This is a genomic window from Pseudomonas sp. CCI1.1 (genome assembly GCF_034348165.1).
GTDB classification, from domain to species: domain Bacteria; phylum Pseudomonadota; class Gammaproteobacteria; order Pseudomonadales; family Pseudomonadaceae; genus Aquipseudomonas; species Aquipseudomonas paracarnis.
Genome location: NZ_CP133780.1, coordinates 5296030 through 5315175 on the forward strand (window position 1 = coordinate 5296030; position 19146 = coordinate 5315175).

The window sequence follows — 19146 nt, forward strand, 5'->3', positions numbered from 1 at the left end:
ATCGTAGTGAATTTGAGTTAACCTGACTTCCCTTGCCTCTGCCGAGCGTTCCATGTCCGACTTGCTCGACCGTTACCCGCTCACCGCGGGCACCTATCACGAACTGCTGGACGCCAGCGGCGCGTTGCGTGCCCATTGGCGGCGCTTGTTCGATCACCTGCAACGCAGCACGCCCGCACAACTGGCCCAGCGCCAGGCGTTGTTGACGCGCCAGATCCAGGAAAACGGCGTGACCTACAACGTCTACGCCGACCCCAAGGGGGCCGACCGCCCCTGGGAGCTGGACCTGTTGCCCCATGTGCTGGCGGCCGAGGAGTGGCAGCAACTGTCGGCCGGCATCGCCCAGCGTGCGCGTCTGCTCAATGCGGTACTGGCCGACCTGTATGGCCCGCAGCGCTTGATCAAGGAAGGCTTGCTGCCGGCCGAACTGGTGTTCGGGCACAACAATTTTCTGTGGCCGTGCCAGGGCATTCAGCCGCCTGACGGGGCGTTCCTGCATCTGTACGCGGTCGACCTGGCGCGCACGCCGGATGGCCGCTGGTGGGTCACCGCCGACCGCACCCAAGCCCCGTCGGGCGCCGGCTACGCCCTGGAAAACCGCACCATTGTGTCCCGCGCCTTCCCGGACCTGTACCGGGATATGCAGGTGCAGCACCTCACCGGTTTCTTTCGCACGCTGCAGGAAACCCTGGCGCGCCAGGCCCCTGGCGATGACCAGCCGCCACTGATCGTGCTGCTCACGCCGGGGCGTTTCAACGAAAGCTATTTCGAACACCTGTACCTGGCGCGTCAGCTCGGCTACCCCTTGGTAGAGGGCGGCGACCTCACCGTGCGTGACAGCACTGTGTTCCTGAAAACGCTCAGCGGCCTGCGCCGGGTGCACGCGATCATGCGTCGCCTCGACGATGATTTCTGCGACCCGCTGGAACTGCGCACTGACTCGGCGCTCGGCGTGCCGGGCCTGCTCGACGCCGTGCGTCAAGGCAACGTGCTGGTGGCCAATGCCTTGGGCAGTGGCGTGCTGGAGTCCCCGGGGTTGCTGGGCTTTTTGCCCAAGATCAACGAATTTTTGTTCGGTGAAACCTTGATCCTGCCGTCGATTGCCACCTGGTGGTGCGGCGAAGCGCCGGTGCTTGCCGAAGCCCTGGAAAAACTCCCGGAACTGCTGATCAAGCCGGCATTTCCCTCACAAAGTTTCGCCCCGGTGTTTGGTCGCGACCTTGACGACGAACAGCGCCAGGCCCTTGCCGAACGCATGCGTGCGCGCCCCTATGCCTATGTCGCCCAAGAGCTGGCGCAACTGTCTCAGGCGCCCGTATGGCACACCGTGGATGACCACCTGCAACACCGTGCCATTGGTATGCGTGTCTACGCCGTGGCCAGTGAAGACGGTTATCGGGTACTGCCTGGCGGCCTGACTCGCGTGGCGGCCGACGCCGATGCCGAGGTGGTGTCGATGCAGCGCGGCGGGGCGAGCAAGGACACCTGGGTACTCGGTGAACGCGTGCCGGGTGGCGAGCAATGGCGCGCCCAACGCACCATTGGCGCCTATGACCTGGTGCGCCGCGATCCCTATTTGCCCTCGCGCGTGGTGGAAAACCTGTTCTGGTTCGGTCGTTACTGCGAGCGCTGCGACGACAGTGCGCGCTGGCTGCGTATCGTACTGGCGCGGTATGTCGATGGCGACGATCCGCTGGCGTTGCAGGCCGCCGTCGAACTCGGCGAAAGCCTGCGCCTGTTGCCGGAGGAGGGCGAGCTGCCGGAGCGCCTGCTCGCCGCCTTGCTGGGTGATGACTGGCCTTCAAGCCTGCGCGCCAATTTGCAGCGCTTGCAGTGGGCGGCGTCCCAGGTGCGCGGCAAGTTGTCCCGGGAAAACTGGCAGGCCCTGGTGGAGCTGCAACGCGAAGCCATGGAACTGGAAAGCGACACTGCAGACTTTGGCGAGCTGCTCGACTTTCTCAACCGCCTGGTGATGTCCCTGGCGGCACTGTCCGGGTTTGCCCTGGACGACATGACCCGCGATGAGGGCTGGCGCTTCTTGATGATGGGCCGGCGTATCGAGCGTCTGCAGTTTCTGAGCAGCAGCCTAGCGGCGTTCCTGCGTGGCGTGGCCGTGTTCGATCAGGCCGGGCTGGAATGGTTGCTGGAGCTGGGCAACAGCAGCATCACCTACCGCTCGCGCTACCTGGCGGTGCCGCAGTTGATCCCGGTGCTCGACTTGCTGCTGCTCGACGAGCAGAACCCCCATGCGGTGCTGTTCCAGCTCAAGTTGGTGAGCCGCACCCTGCGCCGTCTCAATGATGATTTTGGCGTGCCCCGTGAAACCGGGCTGGCGCCGTTGGTCGAGCGCCTGGCGCGTTTTGACCTGGGCTGCCTGGAGGACGGCCTGTTTGGCGAAACCAGCGTGCGTGCCGCGCTGGACGGCCTGGCCGACTTGCTGCAAGCGGTGGCCGATGAAAGCGGGCAGGTGTCGGATCGCTTGGCGCTGCGCCATTTTGCCCACGTGGATGATGTCAGCCAGCAAACGGTGTCGGTGTAATGAGCGCGCGCTACCAGATTTTCCACGATACCCATTACCACTATGACAGCCCGGTGTCCCTGGCCCAGCAACTGGCGCACCTGTGGCCAAGGCCGTGCGCCTGGCAGAAGTGCACCTGGCAGCAGTTGGATATTAGCCCGGAACCCACCTCGCGCCGCGACGAACTGGACGTATTCGGCAACCCGATCACTCGCCTGGCGTTCGAACGGCCCCATGATGAATTGCTGGTGAACGCCGGGCTCACCGTGGAAGTGCTGGCGCGACCCGCTCTGGACTTCCAGCGGTCGCCGCCCTGGGACCACACCCGCGACAGCCTGACCTACAGCAGCCAGGCCTTGAGCGCCGAGCTGATCGAAGCCTGCCGCTATCGCTTCGAGTCGCCCTATGTCCATCTGAAGAAAACCTTCGTCGAGTTCTCCGAAAGCTGCTTCCCGCCCGGCGAGCCTTTACTGCTGGGCACGCAGGCATTGATGGAGAAGATCTTCAGCGAATTTACCTTCGATGCCGAAGCCACCCAGGTCGCCACGCCACTGGTTGAAGTGCTGGAGCGCCGTCGCGGCGTGTGCCAGGACTTCGCTCACCTGATGCTTGCCTGCCTGCGTTCCCGTGGCCTGGCGGCGCGCTATATCAGCGGCTACCTGCTCACCCAGCCACCGCCCGGCCAGCCACGGCTGATTGGCGCGGATGCTTCCCATGCGTGGGTTTCGGTGTTTTGCCCGGTATCAGGCTGGGTGGATTTTGACCCGACCAACAATGTGCAGCCGGCGCTGGAGCACATCACCCTGGCCTGGGGCCGGGACTTTTCTGATGTGTCGCCATTGCGGGGGGTGATTCTGGGGGGAGGCAGCCACGACCCGGAGGTGCGGGTGACGGTGATGCCGCTGGAATGAAAAACGATCATTCCCACGCTCTGCGTGGGAATGCCTGCTGTGACGCTCTGTGTCACCCTTGCGCTGGCTTCAAGCCTGGTGCGGGACGCGGAGCGTCCGGGGCTGCATTCCCACGCGGAGCGTGGGAACGATCATTCAGCTGGGTCTTTCGGGGTTTCGGTCTCGTCAGTTGCCGCTTCACCTTCGGCATCCGGGTTCAGCGCGCCGGCTTCTTCCTCTGCAGCGGCTTTCTTGCGTTGCAGCTTTTCCTCTTTCTTCTGTTCCTTGGCCAAGTCTCTCTGACGTTTGGCGAAGGAGTAATTAGGTTTGGCCATGGGCGATCCTCTAGGGTCGAAGGTGAGGGTGGGCGGCGCGCAGCTGCCTCGGGTCGTCATGGTAGCAGCTTCAGGGGGCCCTTTGCTTTCACTTACCGCAGGCGTAGGCAGCCAGAAGGCCGTTGAACAGGTGATTGAGGTGCATGGCATGAACTCCCGTGAGTGATGGGCCGATCATAATCAGGGTGCGGCAGTTTGGCTGGTTGATTGTGTTGATGAAGCTGATAGCCTAAAGTTGTATACAATCTGTTGATTCAGATCATAAGAACTCAAGCCTGATTGAGGCACCCTTACCGCAATCCGCGTTTTTAAAACCCTGCCTTGGAGATTCACATGTTTGCCAAACTCGTTGCTGTTTCCCTGCTGACTCTGGCGAGCGGCCAGTTGCTTGCTGCAGAGTGCAAGGTCACTGTCGACTCCACCGACCAAATGTCGTTCAACACCAAAGCGATTGAAATCGACAAGAGCTGCAAGCAGTTCACCGTTGAGCTGACTCACTCGGGTAACCTGCCCAAGAACGTGATGGGCCATAACTGGGTGCTGACTACCGAAGCCAATATGCAACCGGTGGCAACCGACGGCATGGCTGCGGGGATCGACAAGGATTACCTGAAAGCCGGTGATGAGCGCATCATCGCCCACACCAAGATCATCGGTGCCGGCGAGAAAGATTCGGTGACCTTCGACGTCTCCAAGCTGAAGGCCGATGAGAAATACAGCTTCTTCTGCTCGTTCCCAGGCCACATCTCGATGATGAAAGGTGCTGTGGTTCTGAAGTAAGACCGCGTTATCGTTCATCGCAGGCAAGCCAGCTCCCACATTCGACCGCATTCCCATGTTGGAATCCGGTCAAGTGTGGGAGCTGGCTTGCCTGCGATGGCGATGTGACAATCAATGCAAAACGATCAGGTTCACCTCAAGGCGCAAACGGCATCACCCGCTTGTGCTCAGTCTTGCGATAGGTCTCGCAGATAATCCTGAACGCCTCCTCACGCACCGGCTCTCCCTGCAGGAACGCATCAATCTCGGCATAGGTCACGCCATGTGACGCCTCGTCCGGCTTGCCCGGCGAAAGGTCTTCCAGGTCGGCGGTCGGTACCTTCTCCACCAGCGATTCCGGCGCGCCAAAGTGACGGGCAATGGCCCGCACCTGATGCTTCACCAGCCCGCTCAACGGTGCCAGATCGCACGCGCCATCACCGAACTTGGTGTAGAAGCCCATCACCGCTTCCGCCGCATGGTCGGTGCCGATCACCAGCCCACCGGCCGCGCCGGCGATGGTGTACTGCGCCACCATACGCATGCGCGCCTTGGTGTTGCCCAGCACGAAGTCACGGGACGCCGCGGCCTTGCCTTCAAAGGCGGCCACTTTGGCCAGGGCTTTAACCGCCGGGCCGATGTTCACGGTGTGACGTTCATCCGGCTCGATAAAGTCCACCGAGGCCTGGGCGTCGTGCTCGTCGAACTGGGTTTCGTAGGGCAGGCGCACGGCGATAAAGCGGTACGCCTCATCGCCGGTGCTGGCGCGCAGTTCCTGCACCGCACGTTGGGCCAACAGGCCTGCGGTCAGGGAGTCGACACCACCACTGATGCCGAGCACCAGGGTCTTGAGCCCGGAATTGCGCAGGCAGTCCTGGATAAAGGCCACGCGCCGGGCAACCTCGGCTTCGAGTGCGGCCTGGTCCTTGAACGGGGCTTGCACCTTGAGCTGTTGTGCAATCTCACGCTGTACGGCTTGCATGATTCACTCCTTGCTGGATAGGGCAGGTACTTTGAAAACGTGACGCAAATAGGCGACAAAATTCGGGTCGGTGCAATGGGTCTTGCCCGCTTCATCGGAAATTTTTGCGACGGGCTGGCCATTGCAGGCGGTCATTTTAAGCACGATGCTCATCGGTTCCACCCCTGGAATATCACAGGTCAGGTTGGTGCCGATGCCAAAGCTCACATTAATGCGACCGCGCAACGCCCGGAATATTTCCAAGGCTTTGGGCAATGTCAGACTGTCGGAGAACACCAGGGTCTTGCTCATCGGTTCGATGCCCAGCTTGTGGTAGTGAGCGATGGCTTTTTCTGCCCACTGGATCGGATCACCGGAGTCATGGCGCAGGCCGTCGAACAGCTTGGCGAAGTACAAGTCGAAGTCGCCCAGAAACGCGTCGGTGGTGATGCAATCGGTGAGGGCGATACCCAACAGGCCACGGTACTCGCGCACCCAGCAATCAAGGGCGGCGATCTGGCTGTCGATCAGGCGTGGGCCGAGTTGCTGGTGGGCCATGATCCACTCGTGGGCCATGGTGCCCAGCGGCTTCATATCGAATTCGCGCGCCAGGTGCACGTTGCTGGTGCCGACAAAACGGCCAGGGAAATCGTGCTTGAGCACGCTGACCACTTCCTCTTGCACCCGGTAGGAAAAGCGCCGGCGCGTGCCGAAGTCCGCCACTTGCAGCTCCGACAGCTCATCGCTGCTGGCGTTGGCGGTCAACCAGTCGAACTTGCGATACAGCTGCTCGCGGGCCTGTTCAAGGATCACGGTCTGGTAGCGGTAGCGGTTACGCACCTCGCTGACGATGGCCAGCATTGGCACTTCAAACAGGATCACATGCAGCCACGGTCCGCGCAGGCGGATAAACAACTCGCCGTTCTCGATGCCGGTTTGCACATACCGCAGGTTGAAGCGAAACAGCCCGAGGAAACGCAGAAAATCCGGCTTCATAAAGCTGATGCGTTCCAGGAACCCCAGTTGATCGGGGCTCAGGCTCAGCTCGGCGAGGCGCTCGATCTGGTAACGAATCTCCGCCAGGTAAGGGCGCAGGTCTTCGCTGTTACGGCAACGAAACTCCCATTCAACTTCCACGTTCGGGTAGTTGTGCAGCACCGCCTGCATCATGGTCAGCTTGTAGAAGTCGGTGTCGAGCAGGTTCTGCACGATGCGATCGGCAAACACACTCTCGCTCATAACGGGAATCTCCAGACGGGTCGGCGATGGAGGCCGGCCTTTACGCACAATTGAGGAAGGGGGTTAGTGGCGCATAGACTTGTGGGGTTTTGCCAGTGATTTTTTCAGTAAGGCCACTGGCGCCATCGCAGGCAAGCCAGCTCCCACATTTGAAGTGCATTCCAAACGGTGGGAGCTGGCTTGCCTGCGATGGCGATTCTCCAGGCGCTAAAGCACCTGCTCCATCATCCACTTCACAAACTCGCGCACCTTGGGCACCTCTGCCGAATGCTCAGGATACGCCAGGTAGTAAGCATCCTGGCTCGGCATCGCATGTTGCCAGGGGATCACCAACTTGCCCTCGGCCAATTCCTCCTCCACCAGAAAGCGCGGCAATAACGCCACGCCGCATCCCACCTGCGCCGCACGGATACACATATAAAACGTGTCGAACCGCGGGCCATGGTAGCTGTGCTCGGTATGGAAGCCCTGGCTGGCGAACCAGTCATGCCAGCCCTGGGGCCGCGAGGCGTTTTGCAGTAGCACCAGGTCGCTCAGTTGCGTGGGGTCGGTGAAAGGCTGGGCGGGCAGGCTGTCGGGCGAACACACCGGTACCAGCTCTTCACTGAACAGTTTCAGGCTCTCGGTGCCGGGACGTGCGCCCTGGCCGAAATAGAACGCCATGTCGGCCTTGCCTTGCAGTAACTCGTCCGGGTCCTGTTCGTTGCACAGGTCCAGGTGGATCTGCGGGTGGCGCAAACGCCAGCCTTTGAGGCGCGGCACCAGCCAGCGTGCTCCGAAGGTGTAGGGCGTGGACACGCGCAGCACTTCGGTTTCGCCCCCGTAGGAGCGCAGGTAGTGGGTGGACATTTCCACCTGGGTGAGGATCTTGCGCACCTCCACCAGGTACAGGTCGCCCGCCGGGGTCATCTGCAAGCGGCGGCGCACGCGGCGAAACAGCAGGTGTTGCAACAGTTCTTCCAACTGCGCTACTTGTTTGCTCACCGCGCTTTGGGTGAGGTTCAGTTCCTCGGCGGCGCGGGTGAAGCTCAGGTGGCGGGTGGCCGCTTCGAAACACTGCAGGGCGGTGATCGAGGGCAAATGTCTTTTGTTCAGCACGGCATGCCTCTTTTTATTCTTTGCATGAATAAAGGGAATGATATCTCGCCTAATCGTCGTTTGTTGGCAAGTCTTGGGCCAGCTAAAAATAGGGCCAGGATCGCCGTGCGTATTGCGGCGCGAATTTTTGTCTGCAGATTGAAGGAGTGACCCATGGTTGCCGCATTGCTTGATCGTCTCGGGGTAAACCCGGCGCTGTACCAGGCTGGAAAACAACCCGTGCATTCACCGATTGATGGCAGCCGTATCGGCAGTGTGCACTGGGAAGGCGCCGCCGAGGTGGAGCAACAGGTCAGTCGCGCCGAGCATGCATTCGAGGCCTGGCGCAAGGTGCCGGCGCCGCGACGTGGCGAGCTGGTGCGCCAGTTCGGCGACGTATTGCGCGAGTACAAGGCCGACCTGGGCGAACTCGTTTCCTGGGAAGCGGGCAAGATTACCCAGGAAGGCTTGGGTGAAGTGCAGGAAATGATCGACATCTGCGACTTCGCCGTCGGCCTGTCGCGCCAGTTGTACGGCTTGACCATCGCCTCCGAGCGCCCAGGCCACCATATGCGTGAAACCTGGCACCCGCTGGGCGTGGTCGGCGTGATCAGCGCCTTCAACTTCCCGGTGGCTGTGTGGGCGTGGAACACTGCGCTGGCCTTGGTGTGCGGCAACGCGGTGATCTGGAAACCGTCGGAAAAGACCCCGCTCACTGCACTGGCCTGCCAGGCCTTGTTCGAGCGCGTACTGAAAAAATTCGACGGTGCCCCCGAGTACCTCAGCCAAGTGATCATCGGCGGCCGTGACGCCGGCGCTGCGCTGGTGGATGACCCGCGCGTCGCCCTGATCAGCGCCACCGGCAGCACGCGTATGGGCCGTGAAGTGGCACCCAAAGTCGCCGCACGTTTCGCCCGCAGCATCCTTGAACTGGGCGGCAACAACGCGATGATTCTCGGCCCAAGCGCCGACCTGGACATGGCCGTGCGCGCCATCCTCTTCAGCGCGGTGGGCACCGCCGGCCAACGCTGCACCACCCTGCGCCGGCTGATCGCCCATGAGTCGGTCAAGGAAGAAATTGTCACCCGCCTCAAGGCCGCCTATTCCAAAGTGCGCATCGGCCACCCACTGGAAGGCAACCTGATCGGCCCGCTGATCGACAAGCACAGTTTCGACAACATGCAGGACGCCCTTGAGCAAGCCTTGAGCGAAGGCGGCAAGGTGTTCGGCGGCAAGCGCCAACTGCAAGACACATTCCCCAACGCCTACTACGTATCGCCGGCCATCGTGGAAATGCCCGAGCAAAGCGACGTGGTGTGCAGCGAAACCTTCGCGCCGATTCTTTACGTGGTCGGCTACACCGACTTCGCCGAAGCCCTGCGCCTGAACAATGCCGTGCCACAAGGTTTGTCGTCCTGCATCTTCACTACCGACGTGCGTGAAGCCGAGCAGTTCATGTCGGCGGTGGGCAGTGACTGTGGCATTGCCAACGTCAACATCGGCCCGAGCGGCGCGGAGATCGGTGGCGCGTTCGGGGGTGAAAAAGAAACCGGCGGCGGGCGTGAATCGGGCTCGGATGCGTGGCGCGGGTATATGCGCCGGCAAACCAATACTGTGAACTACTCGCTGGAACTGCCGTTGGCACAAGGCATCACGTTCGACTGACCAGACTGATCGTTCCCACGCTCTGCGTGGGAACGCATTCTGTGACGCTCCGCGTCACGACAATGCGGACGCGGAGCGTCCAAGGCTACATTCCCACGCAGAGCGTGGGAACGAGCGGTGGTGAATTCATCCCGGAGTCTGGCAATGGCACTGCGCGAAACATGTTTATGGGAACACCTCACCCCAGGCCGTCCCGACCGAGCCGCGCTCAAGGGCGCGGTCAAGGTGGATGTGTGCGTGATCGGCGCCGGCATCACCGGTTTGTCGGCGGCCATTCATTTGCTGGAACAAGGTAAAAGCGTCGTCGTACTGGAGGCCCATCGCACCGGTCACGGCGGCTCGGGGCGCAACGTAGGGCTGGTCAACGCCGGCCTGTGGATTCCACCCGACGAGATCGAGGCCGGTTTCGGCACAGCGGTGGGCAGCCAGCTCAACCGCATGTTGGGTGCGGCGCCGTCCCTGGTGTTCAGCCTGATCGACAAGTACAACATCGACTGCCAATTGCGCCGTGAAGGCACCTTGCACATGGCGCACAACGCCCGTGGCGAGGCGGACTTGCGCAGCCGTGAGCAGCAGTGGAAGCGCCGTGGCGCACCGGTTGAGTTACTCACCGGCCAGGCCTGCGAGCACGCCACCGGTACCCGGAAAATCGCCGCCGCATTGCTGGATCGGCGCGCCGGCACCTTGAACCCCATGGCCTACACCACTGGGTTGGCGAATGCCGCCGCAGCGTTGGGCGGGCAGTTGTTCGATCATTCCCCGGTCACCCAGCTTGAACGCCAAGGCGCCGATTGGTCGGTGCAGACCGCCGAGGGCGCGGTGCAGGCCGCGCAGGTGGTGATCGCCTCCAACGCCTACACCGAAGGCGAATGGACCGAACTGCGGCGTAACTTCTTCCCCGGCTATTACTATCAGGTGGCCTCGGCGCCGCTGACCGATGACGCGGCCAAGCAGATCCTCCCCGGCGGCCAGGGTTCGTGGGACACGCGCCAGGTCCTGAGCAGTATTCGCCGCGATGCCGACGGGCGCCTGTTGCTGGGCAGCCTGGGTAACGGCAACCAGAAACCGGCATGGTTTCTCAAAGCGTGGGCCGATCGGGTGCAGCAACACTACTTCCCGTACCTCAAACCGGTGCAATGGGAATTCACCTGGACCGGCTGCATCGCGTTCACCCCCGACCACTTGATGCGCCTGTTCGAACCGGCCCCCGGCCTTGTGGCGGTTACCGGTTATAACGGGCGCGGGGTGACCACCGGCAGCGTAGTGGGCAAGGCGTTTGCCGACTACCTGTGTCACCAGGACCCCCAAGCCTTACCGATCCCTTTTGCCCCTATGCAACCTCTGGCCGCTGTGGGCCTGCGCAGTTGCCTGTATGAAGCCGGCTTCTCGCTCTATCACGCCGGGCAATGCCTGAGGATCGTGATCTGATCAGCGAAATACCCCTCAGAAGCCTGCGTTTTCTTAGCAGGCTACCCATCTGTATTGGTGCAAGTCGTAGCAATCACGCACTGTAAATGTGCAGTTCCGTTACGCACGTTGTTACAGCTGTAGGAACTGTCGTTTATGCCTGTGGTTGCAGGTGCGACCTACCAGGGTTGTACTTTTTTGCAGTGCTGGTTGCACCCGTAGACGCTAGACGGTTGCACGTCCTGGCAAAAGGCGTCGAAACGCCTGTAATAACAATGACACCGTGTCTTTTTGAAGAATAAAAAAGTAATGGCACGCGGCTTGCTCTGAGCTTTCAGTGAAAAGTTTGAATGCAAGTTGTCGTGCCAAAAATCAAAAATATCGGAGCACCACTCATGTCCCAGACGTTTTACAAGAAAGGTTTTCTGGCCCTCGCCGTTGCTGCGGCGCTGGGTGTTTCTACGTTTGTTCAAGCTGATGTGAAAATTGGTGTGGCAGGCCCGATGACGGGTGCCAACGCCGCTTTCGGTGAGCAGTACATGAAGGGTGCCCAGGCGGCAGCCGACGTTATCAACAAGGCCGGCGGCATCAACGGCGAGCAGATCAAGCTGGTAGCGGGCGATGACGCCTGTGAACCCAAGCAGGCCGTGGCCGTGGCCAACCGCCTGGCCGACCAGGACAAGGTGATCGGCGTGGTCGGGCACTTCTGCTCCTCCAACACCATCCCGGCGTCTGAGGTTTACGACGAAGCGGGCATCATCGCCATCACCCCAGGCTCCACCAACCCACAAGTGACCGAACGCGGCCTGGGCGCCATGTTCCGTATGTGCGGGCGTGACGACCAGCAAGGCATCGTCGCCGGCGACTACATCGTCGACGTGCTCAAGGGCAAGAAAGTCGCGGTGATCAACGACAAGGACACCTACGGCAAAGGCCTGGCCGACGCCACCGCCGCCCAGTTGACCAAGCGCGGCGTCAAGCCGGTGCTGGAAGAGGGCCTGACCCGAGGTGAGAAAGACTTCAGCGCCCTGGTTACCAAGATCCGTTCCCTGGGCGCTGACGTCGTGTACTTCGGCGGCTTGCATCCGGAAGCCGGCCCACTGGTGCGCCAGATCCGCGAAGCGGGCCTCAAAGACGTCAAGTTCATGTCCGATGACGGCGTGGTCACCGACGAACTGGTAGCCACCGCCGGCGGCGCGCAGTACGTCGATGGCGTGTACATGACCTTCGGCGCCGACCCACGCCTGCTGCCGGACAGCAAGACGGTCGTGGAAGAGTTCCGCAAGAACGGCACCGAGCCTGAAGGCTACACCCTGTACGCTTACGCCTCGATCCAGGCCCTGGCCGCCGGCTTCAACGGTGCCAAGTCCAACAAGGGCGAAGACGCTGCCAAGTGGCTCAAGGCCAACCCGGTTAAAACCGTCATGGGCGAAAAAGCCTGGGATGCCAAGGGCGACCTGAAAGTCTCTGACTACGTGGTTTACCAGTGGGACAAAGACGGCAAATACCATCAGTTGGAAAAGCAGAAGTAATAACGCGACGGCCTGAACACCTTGATCCCTGTGGGAGCCGGGCTTGCCCGCGATGACGGACTCAATGCCAACCCTGTGTTGAATGTGAAACCGCTATCGCAGGCAAGCCAGCTCCCACAGAGGGCCTGGTTGCCTGCTCTATTGCAACAAACCTGTCTTTTCCTCCAGAAGCGCCGCACACCCACCGGTGTGCAGGTGCTCACCGCGTGAGATTGCGTTATGGATGGTATTTTCCTGCAGCAACTGGTCAACGGCCTGACCCTCGGGTCGGTCTATGGCCTGATCGCCATCGGCTACACAATGGTCTATGGCATCATTGGCATGATCAACTTCGCCCACGGCGAGGTTTATATGATTTCCGCTTACCTCGCGGCGATCAGTCTGGCACTGCTGGCTTACTTCGGCATCGAATCCTTCCCGCTGCTCATTCTCGGTACTTTGATCTTCACCGTAGTCGTCACCGGCGTGTACGGTTGGGTGATTGAGCGTGTCGCCTACAAACCCCTGCGTAACTCCACCCGCCTGGCACCGCTGATCAGCGCCATCGGTATCTCGCTGATCCTGCAGAACTACGCGCAGATCGCCCAGGGCGCCAAGCAACAAGGCATTCCCACCCTGCTGGCCGGCGCCTGGCGCGTCGATATCGGCACCGGGTTCGTGCAACTGACCTACACCAAAGTGTTCATCCTCGTGGCGGCGTTCGCCGGCATGGCCTTGCTCACCTACATCATCAAATACACCAAGCTCGGCCGCATGTGCCGCGCCACCCAGCAAGACCGCAAGATGGCCTCGATCCTGGGCATCAACACCGACCGCGTGATCTCCTACGTGTTCGTCATCGGCGCAGCCATGGCTGCCCTGGCCGGCGTGCTGATCACCCTCAACTACGGCACCTTCGACTTCTATGCCGGCTTCATCATCGGCATCAAGGCGTTTACCGCGGCGGTCCTCGGCGGCATCGGCTCCCTGCCTGGGGCGATGCTGGGCGGGATCATCCTCGGTATCTCCGAGTCGCTGTTCTCGGGGTTGATCAACTCTGACTACAAAGACGTGTTCAGTTTCTCCCTGCTGGTGGTGATTCTGATTTTCCGTCCTCAGGGCCTGCTTGGTCGCCCACTTGTGGCGAAGGTGTAAACATGTCTGCTGCCAAATCCATTGATATCAAGAAAAGTGTGGTCGATACGGTCCTCGCGGGGCTGATTTCGCTGATCGTATTCGGCCCGATTGTCGGCGTGGTGCTCGACGGCTACAGCTTCAACCTGGAACCTGCGCGGGTTGCCGTGCTGGTCGCTATCGTGATGGCCGGGCGCTTTGCCTTGAGCCTGTTCCTGCAAACTTCCAAGGGCGTGAAGATCCTGCAGGGGTTCGAGAGCAGCGGCTCCGGCGTGCACGTGCTGCCACCGGACTACAAGTCGCGGCTGCGCTGGATCATCCCGGCGTTGATCGTGATCGCCATCGTGTTCCCGATCTTTGCCAACAAGTACCTGCTCACCGTGGTGATCCTGGGGCTGATCTACGTATTGCTCGGCCTGGGGCTGAACATCGTGGTGGGCCTGGCGGGCCTGCTCGACCTGGGTTACGTGGCGTTCTATGCCATCGGTGCCTACGGCCTGGCGCTGGGTTATCAATACCTGGGCCTGGGCTTCTGGACGGTGCTGCCACTGGCGGCCATCGCGGCGGCGTTGGCGGGGTGCATACTCGGCTTCCCGGTGCTGCGAATGCACGGTGACTACCTGGCCATCGTGACCCTGGGTTTTGGTGAAATCATACGCCTGGTGCTCAACAACTGGCTGTCGTTCACCGGCGGCCCGAACGGGATGCCCGTGCCGTCACCGACCTTCCTGGGCCTGGAGTTCGGCAAGCGTGCGAAGGATGGCGGCATTCCGTTTCACGAGTTTTTCGGCATCGATTACAACCCCAACATCAAGTTCATGTTCATCTACATCGTGCTGTTTCTGGTGGTGCTGGCCGTGCTGTACATCAAGCATCGCCTGACGCGCATGCCGGTCGGTCGCGCCTGGGAAGCCCTGCGCGAAGATGAAATCGCCTGCCGTTCCATGGGCCTGAACCATGTGCTGGTCAAACTCTCGGCCTTCACCATCGGCGCGTCCACCGCCGGTTTGGCCGGGGTGTTCTTTGCCAGCTACCAGGGCTTCGTCAACCCATCGTCGTTTACCTTCTTCGAGTCGGCGTTGATCCTCGCCATCGTGGTGTTGGGCGGCATGGGCTCGACGGTCGGCGTGGTGATCGCAGCGTTCGTGTTGACCGTGGCGCCGGAACTGCTGCGTAGTTTTTCCGAGTACCGTGTGCTGCTGTTTGGGGTGTTGATGGTGGTGATGATGATCTGGCGACCGCGTGGCTTGATTCGGATTAGTCGTACCGGTGTGACGCCACGCAAGGGGGTAGCGCCATGAGCAAGGAAGTCGTGCTGTCTGTCGAACACCTGATGATGCACTTCGGGGGCATCAAGGCCCTCAGTGATGTGAGCCTACAGGTCAAACGCAACTCGATCTTCGCCCTGATCGGCCCCAACGGCGCCGGCAAGACCACGGTGTTCAACTGCCTCACCGGCTTTTACAAAGCCAGTGGCGGCAAGATCGAGCTCAACGTGCGGGGCAAGCAAACCAACGTCATTCAGTTGCTGGGTGAGCGCTTTGAGGCCACCGACTTTGTCTCGCCCAAAAGCTTCCTCAGCCGCGTGTACTACAAGATGTTCGGCGGCACCCATCTGGTGAACCGTGCCGGCCTGGCGCGCACTTTCCAGAACATTCGCCTGTTCAAGGAAATGTCGGTGCTGGAAAACCTGCTGGTGGCCCAGCACATGTGGGTCAACCGCAACATGCTTGCCGGCATCCTCAATACCAAAGGCTACCGCAAGGCCGAAAGCGATGCGCTGGACTGCGCATTCTACTGGCTGGAAGTAGTCGACCTGGTGGACTGCGCCAACCGTCTGGCCGGCGAGCTCTCCTACGGCCAGCAGCGCCGCCTGGAAATCGCCCGCGCCATGTGCACGCGGCCGCAGATCATCTGCCTGGACGAACCGGCAGCGGGCCTCAATCCACAGGAAACCGAAGCCCTCAGCGCGATGATTCGCCTGCTGCGCGACGAACACGACCTTACGGTGGTGCTGATCGAACACGACATGGGCATGGTGATGAGTATTTCCGACCACATTGTGGTGCTGGACCACGGCAACGTGATCGCCGAAGGCGGCCCGGATGCGATCCGCAACGACCCGAAAGTGATCGCCGCCTACCTGGGCGCGGATGAAGAGGAGCTGGTATGAGTGCACCTATCCTCGAAATGAAGGACCTGGACGTGTTCTACGGCCCGATCCAGGCCCTGAAAAAAGTCTCGCTGCACATCAACGAAGGCGAAACCGTCAGCCTGATCGGCTCCAATGGCGCGGGTAAGTCCACGTTACTGATGTCGATCTTCGGTCAGCCTCGGGCCGAGTCGGGGCAGATCCTCTACAACGGCGTCGACATTACCCACAAATCGTCCCACTACATCGCTTCCAACGGCATTGCGCAGTCGCCGGAAGGGCGGCGGGTGTTCCCCGACATGACCGTCGAGGAAAACCTGCTGATGGGCACTATCCCCATTGGCGACAAGTTCGCCAGCGAGGACATGCAACGCATGTTCGAGCTGTTCCCCAGGCTCAAGGAGCGGCGCAACCAGCGGGCGATGACCATGTCCGGTGGTGAGCAACAAATGCTCGCCATCGCCCGTGCGCTGATGAGCCGGCCCAAGCTGTTGCTGCTCGATGAGCCAAGCCTGGGGTTGGCGCCGATTGTGGTGAAGCAGATCTTTTCCACCCTGCGCGAGCTGGCGTCCACCGGTATGACCATCTTCCTGGTGGAGCAGAACGCCAACCATGCGCTGCGCCTGTCGGACCGAGCGTATGTGATGGTCAATGGTGAGATTCGTCTGACCGGCACCGGCAAGGAGTTGCTGGTGAACGAGGACGTGCGCAACGCCTACCTGGGCGGCCACTGACCTAAGATCCAGGCGCATCAACCCTGTGGGAACCGGGCCTTATGTGGGAGCCGGGCTTGCCCGCGACAGCATCACCTCGGTTTAGCTGACATACCGAGGTGGCCGCATCGCAGGCAAGCCAGCTCCCACCCAAAGCCGGTTCCCACATTTGTTTTTGCGATGTCCACAAGCGCTCCACCAAATTGTGGAAAACAAATCCAGCCCACCTCAAAAGCGCGACATATAGCCGCCGCAAATCCCTGTTTTGTCACAGTTTTGACTTGTCCCCATCCACTGTGGAACCGGCTGTGGGTAACGTGGGAGTAGCTGGCTGAAAGCCTTTAACCACGTGGCTTGTAGCGTGTTGGTTGTTTTTCGATCAGCGTGTTTTTCGCGACCGTATCAAGGGTTTGTCAACCTGTTTAAAGACACAGGTATATGAACGAAATAAGACGTTCCGGCCTGTGGATAAGTCTGTGATTAAACTCTGGAAAGACGCGCGCAGGGGCCGCAATGACTGGCCTGGAGCCATCGTTGTGTTTTTCTGCATTTGTCAGCGGCTACATAGGCGCGCGCCCAGGTCAAGCAAAAAACTTTATAAAACCGCCTGCAACCCTTGTACACAGTGGCTTTGAGCCGTTTGCACTTGCCCCCAAAGACTGTGGGCGCAGTTGTGGATAACCTGCGCGCATATGGCTGCAAGCTACGGTTTATAAGGCTTTGCGTCGCTTGATTAAAAAGTGATCAGTCAAGCATGCGCGTGTATGCACAGCGGTTGCCGCAAACGCGGCGTAAGGGCATTCTGCTGGCTGTTTTTTTCCCGATGCCCGCAAGGAGAACACCATGTCCGACACGCTGTTTATCACTGGCGCTACTTCAGGTTTCGGCGAAGCCTGTGCCCGTCGTTTTGCCGAGGCCGGCTGGAAACTGGTGCTCACCGGTCGTCGTGCCGAGCGCTTGAATGCCTTGGTCCAAGAGCTTTCCAAGCAGACCGAAGTGCATGGCCTGGTGGTGGATGTGCGCGACCGCAAAGGCATGGAGGAGGCCATCGCCAACCTGCCGCCGTCGTTCGCCACGCTGCGCGGCCTGATCAACAACGCCGGCCTGGCCGTGGGCACCGACCCTGCGCCCAAGTGCGACCTCGACGATTGGGAAACCATGGTCGATACCAACATCAAGGGCCTGCTGACCACCACCAACCTGCTGTTGCCGCGCCTGATTGCCCATGGCCGCGGGGCCGGGATCATCAACCTGGGCTCCATCGCCGGTAACTACCCGTACCCGGGCAGCCATGTGTATGGCGGTTCCAAGGCGTTCGTGAAGCAGTTTTCGTTGAACCTGCGCTGCGACCTGCAAGGCACCGGCGTGCGCGTGACCAATATCGAGCCGGGCTTGTGTGAAAGCGAGTTCTCCCTGGTGCGCTTCGGCGGTGACCAGGCGCGTTATGACGCCACCTACGCAGGTGCCGAGCCGATCCAGCCGCAGGACATTGCCGATACGATTTTCTGGGTGATGAACACCCCGGCGCACGTGAACATCAACCGCCTGGAGTTGATGCCGGTGAGCCAGACCTGGGCTGGGTTTGCGATTGAGCGTGGGGCCAAAGGCTAAGACCGCGTCGCTGCCATCGCAGGCAAGCCAGCTCCCACATTTGACGGTATTCACACATCCAAATGTGGGAGGGGGCTTGCCTGCGATGGCGGCAAATCGGCCAAAATGCGGCATAAGGTACACTGCCCGCCTGAAAACCCCACCGCACCCAGCGGTTTAAAGGTTTTGACAGGAGGCAATGTGAGTAACCGAGGTGAGCAGGCACTGCTCAAACAATCGACTATCCTGATGTTCGCAGTCGCGATCGCCGGGATTGTCACGGGTGTGATATCCGGCGCCCAATCCATTCTGTTCGACGGCTTTTTCTCGCTGATCGCCACCGCCATCAAGGTGCTGATGCTGATCACGGCCAAGCTGATCGCCAAGAAAAGCAACGAGCGTTTCCAGTTCGGCTATTGGCACCTGGAGCCAATGGTGCTGTTGATCGAAGGCAGTTTCCTGCTGCTGATCGCCATCTACGCGTTCCTCAATGGCGTGTTTGGCATTATCAATGGCGGGCGCGAAATCGAGTTAGGGCTGGTGATCATTTATGCGGCGGTGTTTACCGTCGTGGAGTTCGCCTACTTCTTCTATGTGCGCTACCGCAATCGCACACTCAAATCGTCATTGATCCAGTTCGACAACATCAGTTGGCTGGTGGACGCGATGCTGTCGGTGGGCTTGCTGATCAGCTTCCTGGCCGCACTGTTGCTCAAGTCCCAGGGCTATGGCGAGTGGGCGGTCTACGTGGACCCGTTGATTCTGATCCTGCTGGCCCTGAGCATGCTGGCGCCAGCATTCAAGATCCTGCGCCCGGCGCTGCGCGAAGTGTTGGGCATCGCGCCGGATCACTTGGACGACAAGGTCCGCGAAGTGATGGACGCGGCGCAGGCCAAGCATGGTTTCGACGACTATGTGTCCTATGTGCAGAAGCACGGGCGTGCGCGGTTTATCGAAATTCATGTGGTGCTGCCAGCGAATTACCCGGTGGATAACGTCGCGACTCTCGATGGGCTGCGGGAAGAGATATCCACAGGGCTGGGGGCGGCGGATGCGGCGCGGTGGTTGACGATCAGTTTTACCGGGGATCGCAAGTGGATTGCCTAAAGTCTGTTAGAGCGAGGTGAGGCTATCGCAGGCAAGCCAGCTCCCACATTTAAATGTGCGAACACTATCAACTGTGGGAGCTGGCTTG

Annotated in this window: 16 protein-coding genes; 12 read left to right on the top strand and 4 right to left on the bottom strand. The window is 60.6% G+C overall.

Annotated features, from left to right (window positions below):
- The first annotated feature begins 52 nt into the window (after positions 1-52).
- Positions 53-2539 carry a circularly permuted type 2 ATP-grasp protein gene (locus RHM69_RS23895; RefSeq protein ID WP_200599518.1) on the top strand — a complete coding sequence of 829 codons (2487 nt, stop codon included), beginning with the start codon at positions 53-55 and terminating at the stop codon, positions 2537-2539.
- Entirely contained in the window at positions 2539-3429 is an 891-nt protein-coding gene (locus RHM69_RS23900) for a transglutaminase family protein (protein ID WP_020301622.1), read from the top strand. The genes RHM69_RS23895 and RHM69_RS23900 overlap by 1 nt, the downstream gene beginning before the upstream one ends.
- Before the next feature lie 131 nt (positions 3430-3560).
- Here the strand turns inward: RHM69_RS23900 and RHM69_RS23905 are convergent, their stop codons facing one another.
- Entirely contained in the window at positions 3561-3743 is a 183-nt protein-coding gene (locus RHM69_RS23905) for a hypothetical protein (protein ID WP_014716683.1), read from the bottom strand.
- A 333-nt stretch (positions 3744-4076) separates the two neighbouring features.
- On the opposite strand from RHM69_RS23905, the gene azu reads away from it, so the two are divergent.
- Positions 4077-4523, top strand: a complete 447-nt coding sequence (gene azu / locus RHM69_RS23910) for an azurin (protein ID WP_014716684.1) — start codon at positions 4077-4079, stop codon at positions 4521-4523.
- A 136-nt stretch (positions 4524-4659) separates the two neighbouring features.
- Here the strand turns inward: azu and nadE are convergent, their stop codons facing one another.
- From nadE to RHM69_RS23925, 3 genes are all read right to left on the bottom strand, one after another.
- Positions 4660-5484 carry an ammonia-dependent NAD(+) synthetase gene (gene nadE, locus RHM69_RS23915; protein ID WP_200599525.1) on the bottom strand — a complete coding sequence of 275 codons (825 nt, stop codon included), beginning with the start codon at positions 5482-5484 and terminating at the stop codon, positions 4660-4662.
- Positions 5485-5487: 3 nt separating this feature from the next.
- Positions 5488-6702, bottom strand: coding sequence for a nicotinate phosphoribosyltransferase (gene pncB / locus RHM69_RS23920; protein ID WP_003188094.1), 1215 nt, complete (start codon positions 6700-6702; stop codon positions 5488-5490).
- 207 nt (positions 6703-6909) lie between these two features.
- Positions 6910-7800 (bottom strand): LysR family transcriptional regulator, encoded by an 891-nt coding sequence (locus RHM69_RS23925; protein WP_014716686.1) that lies wholly within the window; start codon positions 7798-7800, stop codon positions 6910-6912.
- A gap of 153 nt (positions 7801-7953) precedes the next feature.
- Between RHM69_RS23925 and RHM69_RS23930 the strand changes: the two genes are divergently transcribed.
- The 9 genes from RHM69_RS23930 to RHM69_RS23970 all read left to right on the top strand — a co-directional run bounded on the left by RHM69_RS23930 (position 7954) and on the right by RHM69_RS23970 (position 19058).
- Complete coding sequence (locus RHM69_RS23930; RefSeq protein WP_003188096.1) at positions 7954-9444, top strand: aldehyde dehydrogenase family protein; 1491 nt, start codon at positions 7954-7956, stop codon at positions 9442-9444.
- A gap of 144 nt (positions 9445-9588) precedes the next feature.
- A complete protein-coding gene (locus RHM69_RS23935; RefSeq protein WP_020301621.1) occupies positions 9589-10872 on the top strand; it encodes an NAD(P)/FAD-dependent oxidoreductase in 1284 nt (427 codons plus the stop codon).
- A 374-nt stretch (positions 10873-11246) separates the two neighbouring features.
- The gene (locus RHM69_RS23940; RefSeq protein ID WP_005784282.1) at positions 11247-12383 is read left to right on the top strand and encodes a branched-chain amino acid ABC transporter substrate-binding protein; all 1137 of its coding nucleotides are present in this window, start codon (positions 11247-11249) and stop codon (positions 12381-12383) included.
- Between the two features lie 219 nt (positions 12384-12602).
- Positions 12603-13517 carry an ABC transporter permease subunit gene (locus tag RHM69_RS23945; RefSeq protein ID WP_003188099.1) on the top strand — a complete coding sequence of 305 codons (915 nt, stop codon included), beginning with the start codon at positions 12603-12605 and terminating at the stop codon, positions 13515-13517.
- A 2-nt stretch (positions 13518-13519) separates the two neighbouring features.
- Positions 13520-14797: a high-affinity branched-chain amino acid ABC transporter permease LivM gene (gene livM / locus RHM69_RS23950; RefSeq protein ID WP_014716688.1), complete on the top strand. Its 1278-nt coding sequence runs from the start codon at positions 13520-13522 to the stop codon at positions 14795-14797.
- Positions 14794-15669 carry an ABC transporter ATP-binding protein gene (locus RHM69_RS23955; protein ID WP_003188102.1) on the top strand — a complete coding sequence of 292 codons (876 nt, stop codon included), beginning with the start codon at positions 14794-14796 and terminating at the stop codon, positions 15667-15669. The genes livM and RHM69_RS23955 overlap by 4 nt, the downstream gene beginning before the upstream one ends.
- Entirely contained in the window at positions 15666-16382 is a 717-nt protein-coding gene (locus tag RHM69_RS23960; protein WP_003188103.1) for an ABC transporter ATP-binding protein, read from the top strand. Before RHM69_RS23955 ends, RHM69_RS23960 begins: the two co-directional genes overlap by 4 nt.
- An 822-nt stretch (positions 16383-17204) precedes the next feature.
- Positions 17205-17972: an SDR family oxidoreductase gene (locus RHM69_RS23965; protein WP_014716689.1), complete on the top strand. Its 768-nt coding sequence runs from the start codon at positions 17205-17207 to the stop codon at positions 17970-17972.
- Positions 17973-18152: 180 nt separating this feature from the next.
- Positions 18153-19058 (top strand): cation diffusion facilitator family transporter, encoded by a 906-nt coding sequence (locus tag RHM69_RS23970; protein WP_014716690.1) that lies wholly within the window; start codon positions 18153-18155, stop codon positions 19056-19058.
- Positions 19059-19146 lie beyond the last annotated feature (88 nt).